Consider the following 24,069-nt stretch of genomic DNA (forward strand, 5'->3'; position numbering starts at 1 on the left):
TGATTAACATTGGGCAGATAGATATCCGTTTGCAGTTTATATTCCGGGAACTCGTGAATAAAATTAAAGCGGATTATTTTAAATGGAGGGGAGCGAGGTAGTTTGCACACCTCATTCAGCAGTTTTACAAACAACTTCCGTAGCGGTCGCATTGATGGCGTCAGATATGTCAAATGCCCGCTTTTAATGTCGCCAATAATCGTTGGAACCACTAAGTACTCTGCAAGCGACTCTAAGGACTGTTTGACAGCAGATGCAATAGCCCGTGTCGAGATGGGAAAATGCCCGCGTTCAATCCTTGATACCTTCACGTTAGACAAACCTTCAGCTGCCCAGTCAAGAACTCTGTTTATCTTGTCCAGGTTAATACGTTCGGTTTTTCCATCGCGTTTTGTCACTAACAAAAAGTGGTTCAATCACAAATCCTTTTCTACCCTGACAGAAGCCATAACTGCCAATGGCTTTTGTTTAAATAGAGGAAGCTGGTGGTGCTTCCCCTATGTTGACAGAGGTTAGTTAGATGAGCAGTAAACTGCGTTAAATGGCGTTTTATTCATAAATGCCTCCAATTGGAAGAAAGTTATAAAAGTGCCGAATAATTAAGCTAATGCGCTAACCGCCTCCTTGATTACACGCCAAATTCCTTCACCAGATGGAATGTAGCCATTCTCCTGGCAGTAACAAAAGAGTCTGTAACCCCGATCAATCAAGGAGGCAATGGTTACCATTTTGGTAAAAACTTGCTTCGATGAAATCGAGTGTTTAGAGGTTTCTCTTCTCCTGCCTGCAGAATTACATGCAATCTCTTTACTTTTACTACGGTGGGTTGAGTTCTGGTTTCGACGTGGCTTTTTCATATCCGGTTTCCTTTTAGGGATATGAAGCGAGCCACCATAACCGTCTGTCGCCCGGGTAGTTTGGCAGAGTAAGAAATGTGGGCATGAATATTGATTTCAATGATTATGATTCACTAATTACATTTGTTTACATAAGGTTTTGCTTATTAAATTTCACGTTAAAAGTAAGTTTACATTTATAAGATAAGGTGAATACAATACCCCCCTATAGTATCTTAACGGAGGGCGTATGCCGCATTCACCCGAAGATAAAAAACGCATTCTCACGCGCGTCCGTCGCATTCGGGGCCAGGTTGATGCCCTGGAACGTGCGCTGGAATCGGGCGATCCCTGCCTTGCCATTTTGCAGCAAATCGCCGCCGTGCGCGGCGCTGCCAATGGCCTGATGGGCGAAATGGTCGAAATTCACCTCAAAGATGAGCTGGTGACGGGGGAGACTACCCCGGATCAGCGGGCAGTTCGGATGGCGGAAGTCGGCCATTTGCTGCGCTCTTATCTAAAATAAACCCACAGACATCACATAAGGGAAGTCATTATGAAATCACGCGCAGCCGTCGCATTTGGTCCAGGCCAGCCGTTAAAAATCGTTGAAATCGACGTTGCACCGCCAAAGAAAGGCGAAGTGCTGATCAAAATCACCCATACCGGCGTGTGCCATACCGATGCGTTTACGCTGTCCGGTGACGATCCTGAAGGCGTTTTCCCGGCGGTGCTTGGCCACGAAGGTGGCGGTATCGTGGTTGAAGTGGGTGAGGGCGTGACCAGCCTGAAGCCGGGCGATCATGTTATTCCTCTCTACACCGCAGAATGCGGCGAGTGTAAGTTCTGTAAATCTGGCAAAACCAACCTCTGTCAGGCCGTTCGCGCCACCCAGGGCAAAGGCCTGATGCCGGACGGTACTACGCGTTTCTCCTACAACGGCGAGCCGATTTATCACTACATGGGCACCAGCACGTTTAGCGAGTACACCGTCTGTGCGGAAATTTCACTGGCGAAGGTCAACCCGCAGGCGCCGCTGGATAAAGTCTGCCTGCTGGGCTGCGGCGTGACCACCGGTATCGGTGCGGTACACAACACGGCGAAAGTGAAAGAAGGCGATACCGTTGCGGTGTTCGGTCTCGGTGGGATTGGTCTGGCGGTGATCCAGGGCGCGGTGCAGGCGAAAGCAGGCCGTATCATTGCTGTCGACACCAATCCGGAGAAATTCAAACTGGCGGGTGAAATGGGCGCGACCGATTTCGTGAACCCGAAAGATTACGAAAAGCCGGTGCAGGACGTGATTGTTGAGCTCACCGACGGCGGCGTTGATTTTAGCTTCGAGTGTATTGGCAACGTGAACGTCATGCGTTCCGCGCTCGAGTGCTGCCACAAAGGCTGGGGCGAAAGCATCATCATCGGCGTGGCGGGTGCGGGTCAGGAGATCAAAACGCGTCCATTCCAGCTGGTGACCGGTCGCGTATGGCGCGGTTCGGCGTTTGGCGGCGTGAAAGGGCGTACTCAGCTGCCGGGAATGGTTGAAGATGCGATGGTCGGCAAAATTCAGCTGGATCCGTTCATTACGCACCGTTTGCCGCTGGAGCAGATCAACGAAGCCTTCGATCTGATGCATGAAGGTAAATCCATTCGTACCGTCATTCATTTCGGCGACAAGTAACTCTTCTGCCAGCGGTTTTTCGCCGCTGGCGTTTCTTTAATAATCTTCTCTAAAGTGTGACCAGTGCGGCGTTTTTAGCCGTAATCTAAATCCCTGCCGTGCCGATGACTATCTAACAGGCGTGTTTTTACGCATCTTACCTATAAGAGAGTCGACGGTCATGGACAACACAACTTCGATGCAGGCGCAGCGCAAGCTGGGCTTCTTGCATCACATCAGGCTGGTTCCGCTGTTTTCCTCCATTCTCGGTGGCATTATTCTTCTGTTTGCCTTGAGCGCAGGTCTGGCGGGGTATTTCCTGTTGCAGGCTGATACCGATCAGCAGGATGTCACAGCAGAAATTCAGGTGCGTATGGGGCTTTCGAACAGCTCCAACCATTTACGTACCGCGCGAATCAATATGATCCATGCCGGTGCGGCCAGCCGTATCGCGGAAATGGAGGCGATGAAGCAAAACATCAGCGAGGCGGAAACGCGCATCAAGCAATCGCAGTCAAGCTTTACCGCCTATATGAATCGCGCCGTGCGCACCTCTGCGGACGAAGCGCTGGATGCTGAGCTGAAAGCACGCTATGACGCCTATATTGCGGGGCTGCAGCCGATGGTGAAATTTGCCAAAAACGGCATGTTTGAGGCGATCATCAATCATGAAAACGAAACCGCGCGTCCGCTGGATGACGCCTACAACGCCGTCCTGCTGAAGGCCATCAAAATCCGTACCGATCGTGCCAGCGCGCTAACCGCTCAGGCCCACACCCGTACACAGCTAGGGCTGATGTTTATGGTCGGCGCGTTTGCGCTGGCGCTGGTGTTAACGGCCATGACCTTTGTGGTGCTGCGCCGGACGGTGATTAACCCGCTTCAGCGTGCAGCCACCCGCATTGAGAATATCGCGAAAGGTGATTTAACCATGCCGGACGATCCGACAAGCCGGAGCGAAATCGGTCGCCTGACGCGGGATCTGCAAACCATGCAGCATTCGCTGGTGAACACCGTAGGCACCGTGCGCCAGGGGGCAGAAGAGATTTATCGCGGCACCAGCGAGATCTCTGCAGGGAATACCGACCTCTCTTCTCGTACCGAACAGCAGGCAGCCGCGATTGAGCAGACCGCCGCCAGCATGGAGCAGTTGACCGCAACGGTGAAACAGAATGCCGATAACGCCCATCATGCCAGCAAACTGGCGAAAGATGCTTCCGGCAAAGCCAGTCGCGGCGGCCAGATGGTGTCCGGCGTGGTGAAAACGATGGGCAATATCTCGACCAGTTCGAAGAAAATTTCAGAAATTACCGCCGTGATTAACAGCATTGCCTTCCAGACCAACATTCTGGCGCTGAACGCTGCCGTTGAAGCGGCGCGTGCAGGCGAACAGGGACGAGGCTTTGCGGTGGTGGCGAGTGAAGTGCGCACGCTGGCAAGCCGCAGCGCCAACGCCGCGAAAGAGATTGAAAGCCTGATCAACGAGTCGGTGACCCTGATTGACCAGGGGTCGGGTGAAGTGGTCGCGGCGGGGAACACCATGAATGAAATCGTCGAGGCGGTGAAGCGCGTCACCGATATCATGCTGGAAATTGCTGCCGCCTCCGACGAGCAGAGCCGTGGCATTGTCCAGGTGAGCCAGGCCATTTCTGAGATGGATAAAGTCACCCAGCAAAACGCCTCGCTGGTGGAAGAAGCCTCAGCGGCCGCGGCATCGCTGGAAGAACAGGGTGCGCGTCTGACAGAAGCAGTAGGGGCATTTCGGCTGAACGGGGCAACGGCGGGGCGTGTGGTAGCGTCTGCGCCAGTGGCGAAGGGTGTGCCGTTGCGCCCAGCGGCTACGGTTTCCGGGGATAACTGGGAGACGTTCTGAGTTGCGGGTTTGTCGGGTGGCGCTGCGCTTACCCGACCTACAAAAAACGTGTCAGTAGGCCCGCGTAAGCGCAGCGCCACCGGGCAAAAAAAGGGACCTTTCGGTCCCTTTTTCATCTGTTACTTCTTATCGGGTAACGCATACGCGATAACGTAATCACCGCGATCCGGCGACTGACGTGCTCCGCCTGCATTAATGATGATGTACTGCTTACCCGTTTTCGGTGAAACGTAGGTCATCGGCCCGGACTGGCTGCCTACCGGCAGACGGTCTTTCCAGATCTCTTTCCCGGTGGCGGTATCAAACGCGCGCAGGTAGAAATCCTGAGTACCGGCGAAGAACAGCAGGCCAGACTGCGTGGAGAGCGATGCGCCAAGGGTTGGCATGCCGATCGGGATTGGCATATGCATACGAATACCCAGCGGACCGGTATCTTCCACTGTGCCGACAGGAACCTGCCACACCAGCTTGCCGGATTTCAGATCGACCGCTGACATGGTGCCAAACGGCGGTTTCTGGCACGGAATACCCAGCGGCGACAGGAAGCGCTCACGCATCGCGCCGAACGGCGTGCCGTCCATGGGGACAATCCCCATCTCAATGCCGCTGGCATTTTTCGCAACATTCGCGCGAGGAACCATATAGTTCGCCAGACCCAGACGCATATCGTTGACGAACATCAGGCCATTGTTCGGGTCAACTGATACGCTGCCCCAGTTCATCCCGCCGAGGGAGCCCGGGAACTGCAGGGAACGGTCCAGACCCGGTGGGGTGAAGACGCCCTGATGACGCATCTCTTTAAACTGAATACGGCACAGTAGCAGGTCAACAGGCGTCGCTCCCCACATGTCGGATTCGGTCAGCGTCTGGTTGCCAATCATCGGCATGCCCACGGAATACGGCTGGGTTGGAGAGTAGCGTTCCCCCTCAACGTTACCCGCCGGAACGGGACGTTCTTCTACCTTCGCCACCGGCTTACCGGTTTCGCGGTTAAGCATGAAAATCATGCCCTGTTTGCTGGTCTGCACCAGCACCGGCGTGGTGCCGCCTTTACCGTCAGGGAGATCGTACAGCAGCGGCTGGGAAGGCAGGTCAAAGTCCCACAGATCGTGGTGGGTGGTCTGGAAATGCCAGCGCACCTGACCGGTCGTTGCATCGACGGCCACGATGGAGGAGCTGTATTTGTCGTCGAGCGCGGTACGTTCACCCGCCCAGAAGTCTGGGGTGGCGTTGCCGGTTGGCAGATAAATCAGATTGAGTTTTGCATCATAAGACATGGCTGACCAGACGTTCGGCGTGCCGCGCGTGTAGGTCTGGCCTTCCGGCGGCAGGCCGGTGAGGTTCGGATTACCCGGATCCCACGCCCAGGCCAGCTTGCCGGTGTGAACGTCGTATGCGCGCACTACGCCCGGCGGTTCGCCGGTGGAGAAGTTATCCGCGACGCGACCGCCGACGACAACGACATTCCCGGCCACCAGCGGCGTGGAGGTCTGCTGATAATACCCGGGCTTGATCTCGCCCATACCGACGCTCAGATCCACGGTGCCGTGGTCGCCGAAGTCTTCGCAGACCTTGCCGTTATCCGCATTGATGGCAATCAGGCGGGCATCGGTAGTCGGCAGGAACAGACGGCGAGGGCATGCCGCAGGCTGTGTCTCCGTCTGTGAGGCTGTCACGCTTGAGCTATCTTCAAAATAGCCCAGACCGCGGCAGCGCTGCCAGTTAGGGGCCGTAGCTTTAGAATCGTAACGCCATTTTTCTTTACCGGAATCTACGTCCAGCGCCAGCACTTTGCTGTACGGCGTACAGACATACAGCGTGTCGCCAATCTGTAACGGGGTGTTCTGATCCTCCGCGCCCGAGCCGTTGCTCTGCGGGATATCCCCGGTGTGTGCAACCCAGGCGACTTTCAGATCGCTGACGTTTTGCTTGTTAATCTGGTCCAGCGCGGCAAAGCGATCGCCGTGGGTCGTGTTCCCCCAGTGCGCCCAGTTTTTCTGCTGCTCGCCTTCGGCGACAGGTTTTACCGGCACCGATTCATTCGCGGCAACCAGCGTCTGCGGCTTAAACATCCAGCCCAGGCTGACCAGCATGACCACGGCCAGCACGGCGGCAATGCCAAAAGCGGGCGCTTTGTTAACCGGCTCACGGGTATTCGCGGCGCGCAGGAAGGGCCACACAATCGCACACAGGAACGCCAGCACGGCGAAGGTGAAGAGGCGGGAGAAGAGCGGCCAAAAATCCCAGCCTGCATCGCTTACCGCCCAGAATAACGAGGCGATAAACGCGATACCATACAGCACCATGCCGCTGGTGCGGTTAGTGAATATCAGGATGGCAGCAATTACCATCACCGCCCCCATGATCAGGAAGTACAGGCTTCCGCCCACTGTAGCGAGCTTCAAGCCCAGCCCGCCGACTGCCAGACCGATGAGCATCATCAGTCCGACAAGGAGCCACTGCAGGATACGAGGTAACCCGCGTGGCGCGCTGCCAAATGCCATGTCTATCTCCTTAAACACGCCCGCCCGTCTGGTGTGCTGTGCGCATCTGTACCAATTGGGTCATGCAGGACGGGCGTTATGATGTTTTTACCGTTTGAATAGCGTGAAATTCACTCGTATAAATTCGTGTGCGAACCATTTGGTGAATTCGCGGCTATGATAAAACTGTTAAATTGTTTTACGCAATTGTTAATGAATGATTTCGCATTATTTGCCCAGGAGAAGGTAAACCCGCCCGGACGGCGGGTCAGGGCAGGGACATCAGGCTGGCATGGACTTGCGGATCGCGCTTAACAGCGCTTGTGCGCCTGATGAGAGCGGGGCATCAACACGGGTCAGGATCCCAATAGGTTCCCCGGCTCCCGGCGAGGTCACCGGGAGTGCGGTCAGGGTGCCACGGCGTAAATCGTCTTTGACAGCACCTGAGGGGACGAACCAGACGTAGTCATAGTCCACGGTAAGCTGGCGCGAAAGAGAGGCTGACAGGGTTTCAATGCAGCCCGACGGGAGCGTGCACCCCTGCATTTCGAGTAGCGTTTCGGCATTCTGACGCGGAACCGTACCTTTTGGTGACACAACAACCGGCCACTCCATGACGCGGCTCAGGGTCACGGTGTCCTGCAACAGCGGGTGATCGGGACGGACAACCAGCTTGAGTGATTCCAGGAACAAGAGCTCGTAATTGAGGCCGCTCATCAGTTCCGGATCGGACATTCTGCCAATACCCAGATCCAGCTCGCCCGCTTTCAGCCCGGCAAGCAGCATCGTGTTATTCATGGTGGCGACCTGAATCGTGGCGTGCTTTTGCAGCTTGTGAAACTGACCAATCACCGCGGGTAAAATGCCCAGCGCCGCGGTAGGAAGCGCGCCCACGCGCACGATATCGCTGGCAGGTTCCTCTTTCCGGTTCAACGCCTGGCCTGCGGTGTTGAGGGCATCCAGCACTTTTACCGCGTGCGTCAGAAATTGCTCACCCACGATCGTGAGCTGTGCGCCCAGACGACCGCGATCGAAGAGCCGCGTTCCGGTAAGCTGTTCCAGCTCGTTCAGGGTTTTTGAAAGTGCAGGTTGACTCAGGTTAAGGGTTTCAGCCGCTCGCCCCAGCGTTCCCTGTTGAGCGACGGCCACAAATGTATGCAAATGGCGCAAGCGTATGCGCTGATTGAACAGACCATTTTTTTCCATAGGCGATGTTAAAAACAGAGAGATGCGGGTGACAAGTTAAGTTGTTTGATTTTGATAACTTGATAGCAAAATATTTTTAACATTTGATCTGTTTGAGTTACAACCTGTTTTTAGTAATGGACAGGCTTTGACCACTCGTCTGCCTGGATCACAATTCGTAAATTCTTCCCGCCGGAAGGAACGGGCTTCTCTACACTCCAGGTAATATTCACTGGAGGCATGACATCATGGCGAACACCATCACGGCTGATGATATTCGGGAACACTTTTCGCAGGCTATGTCGGCGATGTACCAGCAGGAAGTTCCGCAGTACGGCACCTTGCTGGAACTGGTGGCGGACGTTAACCTGGCGGTTCTTGAAAATAATCCACTCTTACATGAACAGCTGGCGAACGCGGATGAACTCGCGCGCCTGAATGTCGAACGTCACGGCGCAATTCGCGTCGGCACCGCGCGGGAACTGTCCACCTTGCGCCGCATGTTCGCCATTATGGGAATGTATCCGGTCAGCTATTACGATCTCTCACAGGCGGCGGTGCCTGTCCATTCCACGGCGTTCCGCCCGGTGGACGATGCGGCGCTGTGTCGTAATCCGTTTCGTATTTTTACCTCGCTGCTGCGCCTGGAGCTGATTGAAAATGTTGAGCTGCGCGAACGTGCCGCCGGGATCCTCGCCCAGCGGAACATTTTCACGCCGCGTTGCCTGGAACTGATCGCGCTGCATGAGTCAGAAGGCGCATTCACTGAAACGCAGGCGCGCGAGTTTGTTCAGGAAGCGCTGGAAACATTCCGCTGGCATAGCCACGCAACGGTCGACCAGGAAACCTATCTGGCGCTGAGCAAAGAACATAAGCTGATTGCCGACGTGGTGTGCTTCCTCGGTTGCCACATTAACCATCTGACCCCACGCACGCTGGATATCGACCGGGTGCAGGAGCTGATGCCGAAGTACGGCATTGAGCCAAAAATCCTGATTGAAGGGCCGCCGCGCCGTGAGGTGCCGATCCTGCTGCGTCAGACCAGCTTTAAGGCGCTGGAAGAACCGGTTCTTTTCGCTGGGGAACATAAGGGAACGCATACCGCACGCTTCGGTGAAATTGAACAGCGTGGCGTTGCGCTGACGCCGAAAGGTCGCGAGCTGTACGACAGTCTGTTAAGCCAGGCCGGTACCGGTAAAGATAACCTTACGCACCAGCTGCATCTGCGCGAGGTGTTTAGCGCATTTCCGGACAGCGAAATGTTCCTGCGCCGTCAGGAGCTGGCCTATTTCCGCTATCGCCTGACGCCAGCGGGTGAAGCGCATCGCCACGCGTTTCGACCGGGAGACGATCCGCAGCCGCTGATCGAACGCGGCTGGGTGGTTGCTCAACCTATAACGTATGAAGATTTTCTGCCGGTTAGCGCGGCGGGTATTTTCCAGTCCAACCTCGGAAATGAAACGCAGGCGCGCGGTCAGGGAAATGCCAGCCGCGAGGCCTTTGAAGCGGCGCTGGGCTGTACGGTATATGACGAATTCACGCTCTATCAGGAGGCGGAAGCGCGCAGCAAACAGCGTTGCGGTTTGCTCTGAAATCGTTACTCTGCAGGGGTGTGATGGAAAAAGAAGGTGGTTATGCAAAATCCCTCCGCCCCTGTGGTTGAAACGCGCCAGGGCGCACTGACTGGTTTTACAGACAACAATATTCATGCGTGGTATGGGATCCCCTACGCTGCACCGCCCGTGGGCGACTGGCGCTGGCGCTCTCCGCGTCCGCCGGAAAGCTGGGAGGGCGAACGGCAGGCAACGACGTTTTCGCCCTCAAGCTGGCAAAGCATTGAGTACTGCAAAGAGCTGGGCGGCGGCGATCCCGGCCAGTTCTCGGAAGATTGTCTCTATCTTAACGTCTGGTCTCCCGTCGATCGGGCCGGGCTGCTTCCTGTCATGGTCTGGCTGCACGGCGGCGGGTTCACGATTGGCGCGGGTAGCCTGCCGCCATACAACGGCAAAGCGCTGGCATCGCGCGGCGTGGTGGTTGTGACGATCAACTACCGTCTGGGTCATCTCGGCTTTTTCGCGCATCCGGCGCTGGAAGGTGAAGAAAGCCGCGTGGTGCATAACTTTGCGTTACTTGACCAGATCGCCGCGCTGGAGTGGGTGCGGGATAACATTGCCGCATTTGGCGGGGATCCGAACTGCGTGACGCTGTTTGGTGAATCTGCGGGCGCGCGCAGCGTGTTGTCGCTGATGGCATCGCCGCTGGCGGAAGGATTGTTCCATAAAGCGATCGTGCAAAGCGGGTACACCTTACCGGATACGCCGCGCGAGAAAGCCCTGCAAAAAGGGGAAGCGATAGCAACGCATTTTGGGCTGGAGAAGGCCACCGCCGGGCAGTTGCGCGCGCTGCCGCCTGAGGCCTTCTGGCCGCTCACGTCACCGCTGAACGTTGCGCCTGCGCCCGTCGTTGGGGATTGCGTCCTGCCGGAAGCGATGCTGGATGTGTTCTTTGCCGCGCGACAGCATCCCGTTCCGCTAATGATTGGTTCGAACAGCGATGAAGCCAGCGTGATGGCGGTGTTTGGCGTGGATCTTGCCGGGCAAATTCAGAAGCTTCGCCAGGAACGACGCTTTGGCCTGGGGCTAATTAAGCTGCTCTATCCGGGCGTGAAGGGGGATGAAGAGCTGGGCAGACAGGTGTGCCGTGATATGGCCTTTACCACGATGGGCTATGTGGCGATGCAGGCTCAGCAGCGTGTGGGCGGACTGTGCTGGCGCTACTGGTTTGATTATGTCGCGGAAGCGGAACATGGCACCTATATCAACGGTGCCTGGCACGGCAATGAAGTGCCTTACGTGTTCGATACCCTGGGTCAGGTGGAACCTTCTCGTCAGTACGTGAACGAACGCGATCTGCAGTTTGCTGCCCAGGTCGCGGATTACTGGGTGAGCTTCGCGCGTGAGGCCGGGGCGCAGGACAACTTATCCGGACCGGTGCACTGGCCCGCCTGTCGCAAAGGGCGCGACGTATTGTTGCGTATTGGAGTGAATAAACATGCAGGTTTCAGGCTTGAAAACCGCTTTATGCGCACCCGCATGAGTCTCTTCAAACGGGTAATGAAGCACCACGTCAGCCTCGATTAAGCAAACAGGCGCGAAACGCCGCCAGACAATTTTCCTCGCCTGGTGTTTCGCGCAGCACCAGCCGGTAGCTCGCGCCGGTTTTTATGCTTGTCTCATAAGGCCGCAACAGCCTTCCTGCGCGAACATCTTCCGCCACCAGCGTTTCGTCAGCAATGGCGACGCCGAGTCCCTGAATGGCAGCAGTAATAGCGAGATCCATGGTGTCGAAGTGTTGATTTTTGTGCATAACAAACGCCGGGCTTTCCTGTTTCGCCAGCCACAATGACCAGTCGGTTTTATCTCTTGTCGGATGAAGAAAAGTCAAGGCGCCCAGCGTTGCGCCTGCCCGGAGTGGGCTAAGCACCGGTGTCAGCGCTTCTTCAAACAGCAAATCGCCCGCGCTCATGTGGGTGCCGAAAACAATGGCGGCATCGTAAGATTCGGTTTTGAAATTGACGTTGTGATCGGTCGTGGTGGTCAACGCAATTTGCAGATCCGGCTGTTCGCGCTCCACGTCCAGCAGCCGGGGAATTAGCCAGCGCATGGCGCAGGTCGGCGCTTTCAGGCGAATGACGGTCTGGTGCGCCCGCGCCCGATCCGCAACGTTCAATAACTGCGTAAAGGCCGATTGCATTTCAGGAAGCAGGGCGCTGCCCTGGGGAGAGAGCCGCAGCCCGCGCGCATGGCGTTCGAACAGGGGAAAGCCAAACCACGCTTCGAGTGAGGCAATTTTGCGGCTCACGGCACCTTGCGTCAGGCAAAGCTCCTGCGCCGCATGGGTAAGGTTCAGATGACGCGCGGTGATCAAAAAGGCGTCGATGGCATTAAGCGGGAATGAACGGCGCGACATACTACACCTCAGCTATGCGTTTTTCTCATGGCTATTATGACAACAATTCGATTGTCCCGATAGCAGAGTTATTGTTTGAATAGTTATGCAACAACAATGAGAAGGGACAGAGGATGACTTTACAGACACCGGTGCAAACCCGTTCAAAATTGCCTGACGTGGGGACCACGATTTTTACCGTTATCGGGCAGCTTTCTGCACAGCATAACGCCATCAACCTTTCTCAGGGCGCGCCCAATTTTTCCTGCGACCCAAAGCTTATCGCCGGTGTCACCCGCGCCATGGAGGCGGGGCATAACCAGTACGCGGCAATGACGGGTCTGACCTCCCTGAAAGAACGCATTGCGGAAAAGATTGCCACGCTTTACGGCACCCGGTATGACCCCGGCAGTGAAGTGCTTGTAACTGCCAGCGCCAGTGAAGGGCTCTACTCGGCCATCAGCGGGCTGGTCCATCCTGGCGATGAGGTGATTTACTTCGAACCGTCATTTGACAGCTACGCGCCGATAGTGCGGTTGCAGGGGGCGACACCCGTTGCCATTAAGCTGACCGTTCCGGATTTTGCCGTTAACTGGGACGAGGTTCGCGCCGCGATTACGCCGCGCACGCGTATGATCATCATCAACACGCCGCATAATCCGAGTGGTCAGGTCTTCTCAGCGAACGATTTGCAACAGCTGGTGGCGGTGACCCGTAATACCGACATCATTATTTTGTCTGACGAAGTGTACGAGCACGTCGTTTTTGACGGCGAGCCGCACCACGGCATGGCGACGCATCCGCAGCTGGCGGAGCGCAGCGTGATTATCTCATCGTTCGGAAAAACCTATCACGTCACCGGCTGGCGAGTGGGTTACTGTGTTGCCCCGGCGGTGCTGATGGACGAGATTTGTAAAGTCCATCAATTTTTAATGTTTTCTGCCGATACGCCAATGCAGCACGCGTTTGCTGAACACATGGTCGATCCGCACACCTGGCTGTCGCTCTCTGCGTTCTATCAACGCAAGCGCGACCTGCTGCAAAGTTTGCTGGCGGAATCACCGTTCCGACTGCTGCCAAGTGCCGGATCGTTCTTCCTGCTGGCGGATTACAGCCATTTCAGCGACGAGCGCGACAGCGAGATGGTCAAACGGCTGATCGTTGAGTGTGGCGTGGCCACCATTCCGCTGTCGGCGTTTTACGCGGACGGCACGGATAATAAATTGATTCGTCTCTCTTTTGCGAAAGATGAGGCGACGTTACGGGCAGGTGCCCAAGCCCTGTGTCGGGTTAAACCACGCTGAGGAGTGTGAGATGAAATTACGCGCGTTAATAGTCGGCATGGGATTGCTGTGTACGTTTTCTTCCTTCGCTGCCACCGAGTTACGTTACGGCCTTGAGGCGGAATATCCGCCGTTTGAAAGCCGCAATGCGTCTGGTGAACTGGAAGGGTTCGACGTTGAGCTGGGCAACGCTATCTGCAAAGCGGCAGCGCTGAAGTGCAGCTGGGTTGAAACCTCATTTGATGCGTTGATCCCGGGCCTGGTGGCGAAAAAATTCGATGCCATTAACTCGGCGATGAACATCACCGAGCAGCGCCGCAAAAGCATTGATTTTACCCAGCCGATTTACCGCATTCCGTCGCAGCTGGTCGGCAAAGCCGGTACGGCGGTAGACACGACGGCTGAAGGGCTGAAGGGAAAACCATTGGCGTGCTGCAGGGGTCCATTCAGGAAACCTATGCGAAAGAGCACTGGGAAAAACACGGTGTCACCGTGGTGTCTTATAAAGATCAGAATATGGCGTGGGGCGATCTGCTGAATGGCCGTATCGACGCCTCTCTGGTCATGTCCGCGGCCGGGCAGGCAGGTTTCCTCAGCAAGCCGCAGGGTAAAGGGTTTGGCTTTATCGGCAAACCGGTGTCGGACGACACCATCCTCGGCAGTGGGATCGGTTTTGGGTTGCGTAAGGGTGACGAGGCCACCAAAAAGCAGCTTGATGCCGCGATTGATAAAGTACGTGCCGACGGCACGATCGCTAAACTCGCTGATAAGTACTTCCCGGGTATCGATGTCAGCGTAAAATAACCGCCTCGTTGGCCCCGGCTGCTGATGTCCAGCCGGGGTTTTTTTATTCACCTGTATTTACGCTTATTTACACCACTTTCAGGCCGTTCTGGTCGACAGAAAATATTTCTCACTTTGTTCATATAATCACCGGCCAACAATTGGATTCTTAACCATTTTTGTTTAGGCTGTGCGTTCTTTCTTGCCGTCATTTCGCCGCGCGCGAAACACATTCACACGACCATAAGGACGTTTTTCCAGGCATGAATCGCAGACGTTTTCTAAAAGGCTCGCTTGCAATGGCTGCCCTGAGCGGCACATCTGGCCTTGCTTCCCTGTTTTCCAAAGCGGCCTACGCGGCTGACTCTGACATTGCAGACGGCCAGAGCCGTCGTTTTGACTTCTCCGTACTGCAATCCATGGCGCATGACCTGGCGAAAAACCCGTGGGGTGGCGCGCCGCGTCCGCTGCCGGAGACGCTGGCAACCATGACGCCGCAGGCGTATAACGCCATCCGCTACGACGAAAAACAGTCTCTGTGGAATAACATCGAAGGCCGTCAGCTGGACGTGCAGTTCTTCCATATGGGGATGGGTTTCCGCCGCCGCGTGCGTATGTTCTCGCTGGATCAGACAACCTCTCAGGCGCGTGAGATCCACTTCCGCCCTGAACTGTTCAGCTACGGCGACACGGGTGTTGATACGAAACAGCTTGAAGGCCAGAGCGATCTCGGTTTTGCGGGCTTCCGCGCCTTTAAAGCCCCCGAGCTTGCGCGTCGCGATATCGTCTCGTTCCTCGGTGCGAGCTACTTCCGCGCGGTGGATGACACCTATCAGTACGGCCTTTCCGCACGCGGTCTGGCGGTGGATACCTTTACCGACACGCCGGAAGAGTTCCCGGATTTCACCTCCTTCTGGTTTGAAACCGTTAAGCCTGGCGATACCACTTTTACCGTCTACACGCTGCTGGATAGCCCAAGCATCACCGGTGCCTATAAGTTCGTGATCCACTGCGAGAAGAGCCAGGTGATTATGGAGGTGGAAAACCATCTCTATGCGCGTAAAGACATCAAGCAGTTGGGCATCGCGCCGATGACCAGCATGTTCAGCTGCGGCAATAACGAGCGCCGCATGTGCGACACCATTCACCCGCAAATCCACGACTCCGACCGCCTGGCGATGTGGCGCGGCAACGGGGAGTGGATCTGTCGTCCGCTGAATAACCCGCAGAAGCTGCAGTTCAATGCCTACATGGATAAGAACCCTAAGGGCTTTGGCCTGCTGCAGCTTGACCGCGATTTCTCTCACTATCAGGATGTGATGGGCTGGTATAACAAACGTCCAAGCCTGTGGGTTGAACCGCGTAACGACTGGGGTAAAGGCGCTGTAGGGCTGATGGAGATCCCAACGACGGGCGAAACGCTGGATAACGTGGTCTGCTTCTGGCAGCCGGAGAAGCCGGTGGCAGCGGGGGACGAGCTGGACTTCAAATACCGCCTTTACTGGAGCGCGCAGCCGCCGGTGCGTTCTCCGCTGGCGAACGTTTTCGCCACCCGTACCGGTATGGGGGGCTTCCCGGAAGGCTGGGCACCGGGCGAAAATTACCCGAAAGTGTGGGCGCGTCGCTTTGCCATTGATTTCGTCGGAGGCGACCTGAAGGCCGCTGCGCCAAAAGGTATCGAGCCGGTGATCACGCTCTCCAGCGGTGAAGCGAAGCAGGTTGAGATCCTCTACGTTGAGCCGTTTGACGGGTATCGTATTCTGTTTGACTGGTATCCAACCTCGGATTCAACCGAGCCGGTGGATATGCGCCTGTTCCTGCGCTGTCAGGGCGATGCCATCAGTGAAACCTGGCTGTATCAGTATTTCCCGCCAGCGCCGGATAAGCGTAACTACGTTGACGACCGGATAATGCGTTAACGTTTGTGGGGTTGTGCCGGGTGGCGGCTTCGCCTTACCCGGCCTACTCTGGACGCATTTGTAGGCCGGGTAAGCGTTAGCGCCACCCGGCAATTGAGAGGCACCATGTCTTCAGAAATCATCCCCGTTTCACAGCAAATCGAACTGCGATCCGTCGAAGAGCGTTACACCACCGACCTGCACAGCCTCGTCATCAAAAACAAAAATTTCCTGCAAACCGCCTTTGACTGGGCGCAGCACGTGGGCAGCGAAGAGGATACCCGCCGCAACGTGCAGAGTAACCAGATGCTGCACCAGCGCGGCTACGCCAAAATGTTTTTAATTTTTCATGACGATGCGCTGGCAGGTGTGCTGTCGTTCAACGCCATTGAACCCGCGAACAAAACGGGCTATATCGGCTACTGGCTGGATGAAGCGCATCAGGGAAAGGGCATCCTCTCCCGGTCGTTGCAGGCGTTTATGCGCCATTATGTTGAACTCGGGACCGTTCGCCGCTTTGTGATTAAGTGCCGGGTGGATAACCACAGCAGCAACGCTGTTGCGCTGCGCAACGGTTTTATGCTCGAAGGGTGCCTGCGGGAGGCCGAATACCTGAACGGCCGTTATGATGATGTAAATACCTACGCGAGACTGTTCCCGCTATAGCGCGCCAAGCAGTGGCGTGCGGGTAATGCGCGTATCGCCGTTGATCGCCTTTTCCCCACGCAGGTGAATGTTCTCGCCCATAAAGGCTTCAATCACAGCATCGTCGGTAATCTCCACCCGATGTTCGATAAACACGTCGCCACTGATGCGCGCGCGCCCCTGAATAACGACTTTATCGTCAATCAGAATCGGCCCACCGCGCAGCCACGCCTCTCCACCGATCAGCACGTGATGCTTGATGACGCAGTTACCTTCGATAACGGCGTTTTCTGCAACCTGCGAGCTGTAGCGCACGGTGGGGATAGCGTCGTCATCAAAGCCCGCAATAAGACGCGCGTTGCCGTACACTTTGGCGCAGTCACAGACCCAGACGTTGTTGAGATCGTTACCCTCCAGGATGGCCCTGTCGAAGACTTCGGCTCGATGCTCGATAAAGGCATAGCTGACCAGCGCGTCGCCGTAGATTTGCGCCTGATGCACAATGCGCGACTCGCTCACCGTGGCCCGGTCATAAATTTTGAGGATCTGTTCCTGGTCGGGCGTTAAGCCTTTCGCGGCAACCACTATGCTATTGTGGATCACGCGAGCATCACCGTAAATATGGCATTCGCCGCGTACGGTAGATTGCTGAATAGTGACGTTGTCACTTATTTTTGCCTCATGGCTCACCTGTGCATTGTCCAGCCAGCTGTTACCGCCGACGCAGGCACGGTGGCTCACGACGCAAGGCTGGGTAAGACGGGCGTTATCCGATATTGTCGCGCCCGCAAATACCACGCTGTTCTCGTCGTAGATCCAGCAGTCACCGTCCTGCGCGAGGGCACTCTCGTCGTCAATCCAGCCGCCTTTCGTGCCGGCCGTCACGTCGTTAAAATCCGCAGTGGCGATAATCTGCCGCAGAGTGGCTGAGTGGCTTGTCTCGCCGTTTTTCCACTGCCAGAGGCGGGTCTCGTCGCTAAGGCGGTATTTGTTCATCATGTTATCCCAGGTGAGCGTCTCCACTAAACGTAGCAAACTTTCGGCTTTCCGTTGTGCTGGCATCCGTAGCGGAAACCTCTTAAAATGGCATTTAAAATACATTTTAAAAAATCAAATTAATGAATAACTTTAACAAATCCCAACAGGTGCTTAACCTTCCCGCGGGGTATTTTGGCATGGTGCTGGGCATCATCGGCATGGGCTTCGCCTGGCGATACGCCAGCACTCTGTGGCCGGTGACGCGCTGGCCGGGTGAGATTCTGGTCGCTCTTGCGGTTACATGCTGGTTTTTACTGACGGCGGCCTTTATCACCAGAGCGATCCGTTTCCCGTGCAGCGTGCTGGCAGAGATGCGCCACCCGGTGATGAGCAGCTTCGTCAGCCTTTTTCCGGCCACCACCATGCTGGTTGCCATTGGCTTTGTACCTTGGTTCCGCCCGGTATCGCTGGTGCTGTTCGGTGTGGGTGTGGTGGTGCAGCTTGCCTATGCTGCCTGGCAAAGCGCCGGGCTATGGCGGGGGACGCACCCGCAGGAGGCCACCACGCCGGGATTATATCTGCCAACGGTGGCGAATAATTTTATCAGCGCAATGGCGTGCGGAGCTCTGGGATTCAACGACGCAGGGCTTGTCTTCCTCGGCGCAGGCGTCTTTTCCTGGCTCAGCCTGGAGCCGGTGATCCTCCAGCGTCTTCGCAGCGCCGGAGAGCTTCCCTCCGCGCAGCGTACCTCTTTAGGCATTCAGCTGGCGCCCGCGTTGGTGGCGTGTAGCGCCTGGTTTAGCGTCAACGGTGGGGAAGCCGATACCTTCGCCAAAATGCTGTTCGGCTACGGCCTGTTGCAGTTGCTGTTTATGCTGCGCCTGCTGCCGTGGTATTTGTCTCAGCCGTTTAACGCCTCCTTCTGGAGTTTTTCGTTTGGCGTGTCGGCTCTGGCTACTACGGGGCTGCATCTGGGGCACGGCAGTTCGTCTGGATTCTTCCACGCCATTGCCGTGCCGCTGTTTATCTTTACCAATCTCATCATTGGGATGCTATTGGTTCGTACATTTATCCTGCTGATACAGGGCAAACTTCTGGTGCGCACTGATAAAGCACTGCTTATGCAATCTGAGGAAAAATAATGGCTGTCGATGAAAATTACTTCACAGAGAAATATGGTTTAACCCGTACCCACTCTGAGGTGCTGTACAGCGCGGAGATCGTTAAACCGGGTAAAACGCTGGATCTGGGCTGCGGAAATGGCCGCAATAGCCTTTACCTGGCCGCCAACGGCTTTGAGGTGACCGCCTGGGATAAAAACCCGATGAGTATTGATAACATCGAGCGCATCAAAGCGGCAGAAGGGATGACGACGCTGCATACTGCGATCAAAGATCTTAACAACCTGAGCTTCGACGGTGAGTATGATTTTATCCTCTCCACCGTAGTGCTGATGTTCCTGGAAGCGAACACCATCCCTGGTCTTATCGCCAATATGCAGCGCTGCACGAAGCCGGGCGGCTACAACCTGATCGTTGCCGCCATGGATACGGCAGACTACCCGTGCACCGTTGGCTTCCCGTTTGCGTTTAAAGCAGGTGAGCTGAGCAACTACTATGAAGGCTGGGAGTTGCTCAAATACAACGAAGAGGTGGGCGAACTGCACCGCACCGATGAAAACGGCAACCGCATCAAGCTGCGCTTTGCCACTATGCTGGCACGCAAGCCCGCTTAACGGGCGGCCAGCAGGCAGATCTGCAGGGCAGTGTTGTACGACGCCTCGAACGACGACAGCGGTAAAAACTCAAACTTCGAGTGGAAGTTATGCGCGCCGGTGAAGAAGTTCGGGGTGAGCAGCCCTTTAGCAGAGAGCGCTGCGCCGTCGGTACCGCCGCGCATCGGCGTGGGTTTTGGCGTGATGCCCAGTGATTCCATCGCCTCAAACATCAGATCGATGGCGCGCCTGTCTTCGCCAATCGCATTGCTGATATTGCTGTAGGTGTCTTCAATGCGATAGTCCACCCTGGCCGTTGGATGTTGGGCGGCAATCAGTGCGGCTACGTCGGCAATCTGCTGCTTGCGGGCGGCAAAGTTGTCCTTATCGAAGTCCCGGATATTGGCTTTAAGAACGGCCTCGTTCTGACCGGCCTGAATGCCGTTAAACCAGATATAGCCTTCACGCCCCTCGGTGCACTCCGGCGTTTGCTGGCGGTCAAAATGGTTGATGTAGTCAGTCGCCATCAGCAGGGGATTCACCAGCACGCCTTTGGCGGACATCGGGTGCGCCGTCACGCCGTTAAAGCGGATCTCAGCGGCTGCCGCATTAAAGTTTTCGTAGACAATTTCACCCAGCTCGCAGCAGTCGATGGTCCAGGCGAAATCGACGTCGAAGCGTTTCAGATCCAGCGCCTTGGCACCGTTCAGGCCGATCTCTTCATCAGGCACAAATGCCACGACGATATCCCCGTGCTGATGTTCCGCCGTCAGGTTTTCCAGCACCGTCATCACCACCGTCACCGCCGATTTATTATCTGCGCCTAATACGCTGGTTCCGTCGCTGAAAATAATCTCTTCGCCAGGATACGCCAGAATTTCTGGGTGCTCTTTTACACGTAACCAGATGTCTTTCTCTTTATTCAGACAGAGATCTTCACCATGAAAGGTCAATATTTGCGGATGAATATCCGGTGATAAGCCCACGTCTACGGTATCAATATGCGTAATAAAGCCGATGCGCGGTGCACCGGGCACGTTGCCTTTTTTTACCGCCGTTACCGTGGCGAATTCATCAATCACAATATCGTCTAACCCCAGCTGTGCCAGCTCCTGCGCCAGCTCCCGCGCCATGTCATGCTGGCCCGGCGTTGAGGGCAGGGTTTTCACTTTGGGATCGCTCTGGCTGGTGATAGCGAGATAGCGGAAAAAACGATGCGTTAATTGTCTGGAAAGCGGCGAGCCCATAGTGATTTATTCCTTATTTATTTTTCAGGTGTTTGCCACATCACTTTAATGTTATTTATGGAATGGCAAAAGAATTAATTAGCCGTCGAATTAAAAAGACAGGAATAAATGATGAAAAGCAAACTCACAATGTTAACGCTCGCGTTTGCTGCGCTGACGGTCAGTTCCACCGTGGTGGCGAAAACGCTGGTGTATTGTTCCGAAGGATCGCCAGAAAACTTTAATCCTCAGCTATATACCTCGGGAACTAGCGTGGATGCCAGCGCCGTGCCGGTCTATAACCGACTGGTCGATTTTAAGCCGGGCACAACGGAGCTGGTGCCGAGCCTGGCGGAGCGCTGGGAGGTGAGCGAGGACGGCAAGGTCTACACCTTCCATCTGCGAAAAGGGGTGAAATTCCAGAGCAATAAAGCGTTCAAGCCGACGCGGGATTTTAACGCCGACGACGTCATTTTCTCGTTTATGCGTCAGAAGGATGTCAATCATCCGTACCATAACGTCTCCAACGGCAGCTATTCCAACTTCGAAAGCCTGGAGTTTGGCAGCCTGATTACCGCGATAGACAAGGTGGATGACCATACCGTGCGCTTTACGCTGGCTCACCCGGAAGCGCCGTTTGTGGCCGATCTGGCGTGGTATTTTGCCTCGATTCTTTCGGCGGAATATGCCGATGCGATGCTCAAGGCCGGTACGCCGGAGAAGGTCGACATGGATCCTGTCGGGACCGGGCCGTTCAGGCTGGCGCAGTATCAGAAAGACTCCCGCATTTTATTCACGGCGTTCCCGGAATACTGGCAGGGTAAATCGAAGCTGGATCGACTGGTCTTCACCATCACGCCGGATGCGTCCGTGCGTTTTGCAAAAATCGAAAAAAATGAGTGTCAGGTGATGCCGTTCCCGAACCCGGCCGATCTGCCGCGCATGAAGGCGAACAAAGACATCACGTTGATGAGCAAGGCGGGGCTGAATACCGGTTTTCTGGCATTCAATACGCAAAAGCCGCCGCTGGATAATGTGAAAGTCCGTCAGGCTCTGGCGATGGCTATCAATAAACCCGCCATTATTGACGCGGTATTCCACGGTACGGGCACTGCGGCGAAAAACCTGCTGCCGCCGGGCGTCTGGAGCGCAGACAGCGAGCTTAAGGATTACGATTACGATCCCGAAAAGGCGAAAGCGCTGCTGAGAGAGGCCGGTTTTGCTAACGGTGTCAGCATCGACTTGTGGGCGATGCCGGTGCAGCGTCCCTACAATCCAAATGCGAAACGCATGGCGGAGATGATTCAGGCCGACTGGGCGAAGGTTGGCGTGCAGGCCAAAATTGTCACCTATGAGTGGGGGGAATACCTCAAGCGTGTGAAAGGGGGCGAACATCAGGCTGCGCTGATGGGCTGGACAACAGCCACGGGCGACCCGGATAACTTCTTTGGCCCGCTCTTTACCTGTACGTCCGCCAACGGCGGTTCGAATTCGGCCAAATGGTGCTACAAACCTTTTGATAAAATTATTGCCGAGGCAAAATCGATAACCGATCAGAATAAACGTATTGCCTTGTACAAAGAGGCGCAGCAGATAATGCATGACCAGATGCCAGCCGTCATGATTGCACACTCCACAATATTTGAACCGGTGCGTAAGGAAGTGACTGGCTACGAAATAGACCCGTTTGGTAAGCATCTGTTCTGGCAGGTGGATATTAAGCCGTAATTTTGTTCTGCCCGGACCGCGTTCGGGCAGTCTTTTCGCAATTTGTGCTGTCTGCATCATTTTTTGCCACAACAAATCCCCCCATCTTTTGCTATAACTTCAAGTGCATACTTGCAGATAACATGGAATACCATCATGCGTACTCACACTTTTTTTAAAGTTGCAGTGCTTTCTGGTCTGTTGGCGTTGGCTGGCTGTGCATCGAAAGTTGCCGCTCCCGAACAATATTCAGGCTTTTTAAAAGATTATTCAGGCTTGCAGCAAACGACGTCCGCGACGGGGAAACCAACGCTGCGTTGGGTTGAACCTTCGTATAACGAAGCCAATTACGACAGTATTCTCTGGACGCCGATAACCTATTATCCGGCGCCAAAACCGACGACTCAGATTGGTCAAAAAACGCTTGATGAGCTTCTGGCCTATACCAATACCAAAATGAAAACGGCAATTGGTCAGCGTAAACCTGTTGTGTCGACGCCGGGCAAACACAGCCTGATCTTCCGCGGAGCCATCACCGGTGTGAGCTCGCAGAAGGAAGGCCTGCAGTTCTATGAAGTGGTGCCTGTCGCGCTGGTCGTAGCGGGTACGCAGATGGCAACCGGTCACCGCACCATGGATACGCACCTGTTCTTCGAAGGTGAATTGATTGATGCGGCAACGAACAAAACCGTCATGAAAGTAGTGCGTAAAGGCGAAGGGAAAGAACTGGCGAACGAAAATACGCCAATGGGCTTCGCAACGCTGAAGCAAGTCGTGGATGACATGGCGACAGATGCCACCATGTTTGATGTGCATAAAACAGCGAAATAATGAATCAGGGCCTGCAGCGATGCAGGCCTTTTTTTATGCCGTTCTCAGTCGTCTGTACCAGGTTTCTGGCTTCGTAAACATCACCATATTCCCGCCCAAAATCAGCAATAGCCCAACAATCCCATTCACGTGCCACACGTATCCTTCATAAATCGTCGAAAAAGATAGCGCAACCAGCGGGAACAGCAGGGTGCTGTAGGCGGCTTTACCCGGACCGATGCGTCCGACCAACGTAAAGTAGGCGCCAAAGGCAATCACCGAGCCAAACAGGGCCAGATAGAGCAGCGCACCGATGTAGCTTACCGTCCATTCCGGCATAAAATTGTCCCCTCTGACGAGCGCAATACCGCCCATCACCAGCGTACCGTAGAGCATCGCCCAGGCGTTGGTTGTCATGGTCTCCAGACCGTTACGCTGGTGGCGCATGCTGATCATATTACCCAGTGAGAATCCGTAGGTGCCCAGCGCCGACAGGCCAATGCCCGTCAGTAGAGAGGCGCTCCAGCCGCTTGCCAGCAGATCGTCCCAGAAGAGGGTGATGATCCCGACCAGGCCCAGCGCGGCGGCCGTCCAGAAACGAGCGGGCGGGCGCTGTCCAAAGAAAAGAAAGGTGTTAATGGCGTTATACAGCACCGCCATGGAGAAAATCACCGACTCCAGGCCGGTATTGATGTGTGCGGCGGCAGCGTAAAAGCACCAGAAGTTGAAGCAGAAAACGCAGCATCCCTGCAGCAGGCAAAAGAGGTGATCCCGCAGGGCCATCTTACGCAAACGGCGAAGGGCAAGTAAGACGATCATTATCGTGGCGGTGGCCACGGCAAAGCGCCAGAAAATCGACACCGGGGCCGAGACAGGTCCCTGCTGCAGAAAAATGGCAATCCAGGTCGTTCCCCATATCACGACCACCAGTCCATAGAGCAATGCGTTCATTGTTTCTCTCTTCTCATACCGCGAAAAGCACAGTCTGACCCGTCTGGCGCTGGGCTGCTTTCATCCTCTTGCGCTGGACTTGCAAATTCTTGCGC

Annotated in this window: 19 protein-coding genes and 2 pseudogenes; 13 read left to right on the plus strand and 8 right to left on the minus strand. The window is 55.4% G+C overall.

All coding sequences use genetic code 11. The annotated features are described in order from the left end of the window. Positions 1-298 precede the first annotated feature (298 nt). Together KW829_RS22880 and KW829_RS00120 are read right to left on the minus strand one after the other, a co-directional pair. Positions 299-416: pseudogene (locus KW829_RS22880) on the minus strand (hypothetical protein); the annotation flags it as partial. A gap of 183 nt (positions 417-599) precedes the next feature. Then, positions 600-857, minus strand: coding sequence for a hypothetical protein (locus tag KW829_RS00120; protein WP_218307339.1), 258 nt, complete (start codon positions 855-857; stop codon positions 600-602). Between the two features lie 229 nt (positions 858-1,086). On the opposite strand from KW829_RS00120, the gene KW829_RS00125 reads away from it, so the two are divergent. The 3 genes from KW829_RS00125 (at position 1,087) to KW829_RS00135 (ending at position 4,363) form a co-directional block, all read left to right on the plus strand. Further along, on the plus strand, positions 1,087-1,362 hold the full coding sequence (locus tag KW829_RS00125; protein WP_003857256.1) for a metal/formaldehyde-sensitive transcriptional repressor: 276 nt from the start codon (positions 1,087-1,089) through the stop codon (positions 1,360-1,362). 30 nt (positions 1,363-1,392) lie between these two features. After that, positions 1,393-2,511 carry an S-(hydroxymethyl)glutathione dehydrogenase/class III alcohol dehydrogenase gene (locus tag KW829_RS00130; protein ID WP_182402205.1) on the plus strand — a complete coding sequence of 373 codons (1,119 nt, stop codon included), beginning with the start codon at positions 1,393-1,395 and terminating at the stop codon, positions 2,509-2,511. A 160-nt stretch (positions 2,512-2,671) separates the two neighbouring features. Beyond that, positions 2,672-4,363: a methyl-accepting chemotaxis protein gene (locus KW829_RS00135; protein WP_218307340.1), complete on the plus strand. Its 1,692-nt coding sequence runs from the start codon at positions 2,672-2,674 to the stop codon at positions 4,361-4,363. A 119-nt stretch (positions 4,364-4,482) separates the two neighbouring features. Here the strand turns inward: KW829_RS00135 and KW829_RS00140 are convergent, their stop codons facing one another. Together KW829_RS00140 and KW829_RS00145 are read right to left on the minus strand one after the other, a co-directional pair. Continuing rightward, positions 4,483-6,867, minus strand: coding sequence for a glucose/quinate/shikimate family membrane-bound PQQ-dependent dehydrogenase (locus tag KW829_RS00140; protein ID WP_010431001.1), 2,385 nt, complete (start codon positions 6,865-6,867; stop codon positions 4,483-4,485). A gap of 261 nt (positions 6,868-7,128) precedes the next feature. After that, positions 7,129-8,052, minus strand: a complete 924-nt coding sequence (locus KW829_RS00145; protein WP_218307341.1) for a LysR substrate-binding domain-containing protein — start codon at positions 8,050-8,052, stop codon at positions 7,129-7,131. Positions 8,053-8,279: 227 nt separating this feature from the next. Here KW829_RS00145 and KW829_RS00150 point away from each other — a divergent pair, with 227 nt between their 5' ends. Further along, the gene (locus tag KW829_RS00150) at positions 8,280-9,623 is read left to right on the plus strand and encodes a VOC family protein (RefSeq protein WP_218307342.1); all 1,344 of its coding nucleotides are present in this window, start codon (positions 8,280-8,282) and stop codon (positions 9,621-9,623) included. A gap of 42 nt (positions 9,624-9,665) precedes the next feature. Further along, positions 9,666-11,171, plus strand: a complete 1,506-nt coding sequence (locus tag KW829_RS00155; RefSeq protein WP_218307343.1) for a carboxylesterase/lipase family protein — start codon at positions 9,666-9,668, stop codon at positions 11,169-11,171. Here KW829_RS00155 and KW829_RS00160 read toward each other — a convergent pair. After that, positions 11,158-12,000 carry a LysR family transcriptional regulator gene (locus tag KW829_RS00160; protein ID WP_218307344.1) on the minus strand — a complete coding sequence of 281 codons (843 nt, stop codon included), beginning with the start codon at positions 11,998-12,000 and terminating at the stop codon, positions 11,158-11,160. The genes KW829_RS00155 and KW829_RS00160 overlap by 14 nt on opposite strands. A 113-nt stretch (positions 12,001-12,113) precedes the next feature. Between KW829_RS00160 and KW829_RS00165 the strand changes: the two genes are divergently transcribed. From KW829_RS00165 to rimL, 4 genes and pseudogenes are all read left to right on the plus strand, one after another. After that, complete coding sequence (locus KW829_RS00165) at positions 12,114-13,283, plus strand: pyridoxal phosphate-dependent aminotransferase (protein WP_218307345.1); 1,170 nt, start codon at positions 12,114-12,116, stop codon at positions 13,281-13,283. Between the two features lie 10 nt (positions 13,284-13,293). Further along, positions 13,294-14,066: pseudogene (locus KW829_RS00170) on the plus strand (transporter substrate-binding domain-containing protein). Positions 14,067-14,308: 242 nt separating this feature from the next. Next, the gene (locus KW829_RS00175) at positions 14,309-15,964 is read left to right on the plus strand and encodes a glucan biosynthesis protein D (RefSeq protein ID WP_218307346.1); all 1,656 of its coding nucleotides are present in this window, start codon (positions 14,309-14,311) and stop codon (positions 15,962-15,964) included. Positions 15,965-16,069: 105 nt separating this feature from the next. Continuing rightward, a complete protein-coding gene (rimL, locus tag KW829_RS00180) occupies positions 16,070-16,609 on the plus strand; it encodes a 50S ribosomal protein L7/L12-serine acetyltransferase (protein WP_218307347.1) in 540 nt (179 codons plus the stop codon). Here rimL and ydcK read toward each other — a convergent pair. Further along, the gene (ydcK, locus tag KW829_RS00185; protein WP_218307794.1) at positions 16,604-17,584 is read right to left on the minus strand and encodes a YdcK family protein; all 981 of its coding nucleotides are present in this window, start codon (positions 17,582-17,584) and stop codon (positions 16,604-16,606) included. The two genes, rimL and ydcK, sit on opposite strands and share 6 nt — an antisense overlap. Positions 17,585-17,706: 122 nt before the next feature. On the opposite strand from ydcK, the gene tehA reads away from it, so the two are divergent. Both tehA and tehB read left to right on the plus strand, forming a co-directional pair. Then, the gene (tehA, locus tag KW829_RS00190) at positions 17,707-18,708 is read left to right on the plus strand and encodes a dicarboxylate transporter/tellurite-resistance protein TehA (protein ID WP_120158119.1); all 1,002 of its coding nucleotides are present in this window, start codon (positions 17,707-17,709) and stop codon (positions 18,706-18,708) included. Beyond that, positions 18,708-19,301 carry a tellurite resistance methyltransferase TehB gene (gene tehB / locus KW829_RS00195; RefSeq protein ID WP_218307348.1) on the plus strand — a complete coding sequence of 198 codons (594 nt, stop codon included), beginning with the start codon at positions 18,708-18,710 and terminating at the stop codon, positions 19,299-19,301. Before tehA ends, tehB begins: the two co-directional genes overlap by 1 nt. On the opposite strand, the gene pepT is transcribed toward tehB, so the two are convergent. After that, complete coding sequence (gene pepT / locus KW829_RS00200) at positions 19,298-20,527, minus strand: peptidase T (protein ID WP_218307349.1); 1,230 nt, start codon at positions 20,525-20,527, stop codon at positions 19,298-19,300. The two genes, tehB and pepT, sit on opposite strands and share 4 nt — an antisense overlap. Positions 20,528-20,638: 111 nt before the next feature. On the opposite strand from pepT, the gene KW829_RS00205 reads away from it, so the two are divergent. Further along, positions 20,639-22,234, plus strand: a complete 1,596-nt coding sequence (locus KW829_RS00205) for an ABC transporter substrate-binding protein (RefSeq protein ID WP_218307350.1) — start codon at positions 20,639-20,641, stop codon at positions 22,232-22,234. Positions 22,235-22,369: 135 nt separating this feature from the next. Continuing rightward, the gene (locus KW829_RS00210) at positions 22,370-23,044 is read left to right on the plus strand and encodes a DUF3313 domain-containing protein (RefSeq protein WP_218307351.1); all 675 of its coding nucleotides are present in this window, start codon (positions 22,370-22,372) and stop codon (positions 23,042-23,044) included. A 33-nt stretch (positions 23,045-23,077) separates the two neighbouring features. On the opposite strand, the gene KW829_RS00215 is transcribed toward KW829_RS00210, so the two are convergent. Further along, positions 23,078-23,974: a DMT family transporter gene (locus KW829_RS00215; protein WP_218307352.1), complete on the minus strand. Its 897-nt coding sequence runs from the start codon at positions 23,972-23,974 to the stop codon at positions 23,078-23,080. Positions 23,975-24,069: the final 95 nt, after the last annotated feature.

The organism is Enterobacter sp. ENT02, assembly GCF_019219165.1.
Lineage (GTDB): Bacteria > Pseudomonadota > Gammaproteobacteria > Enterobacterales > Enterobacteriaceae > Enterobacter > Enterobacter mori.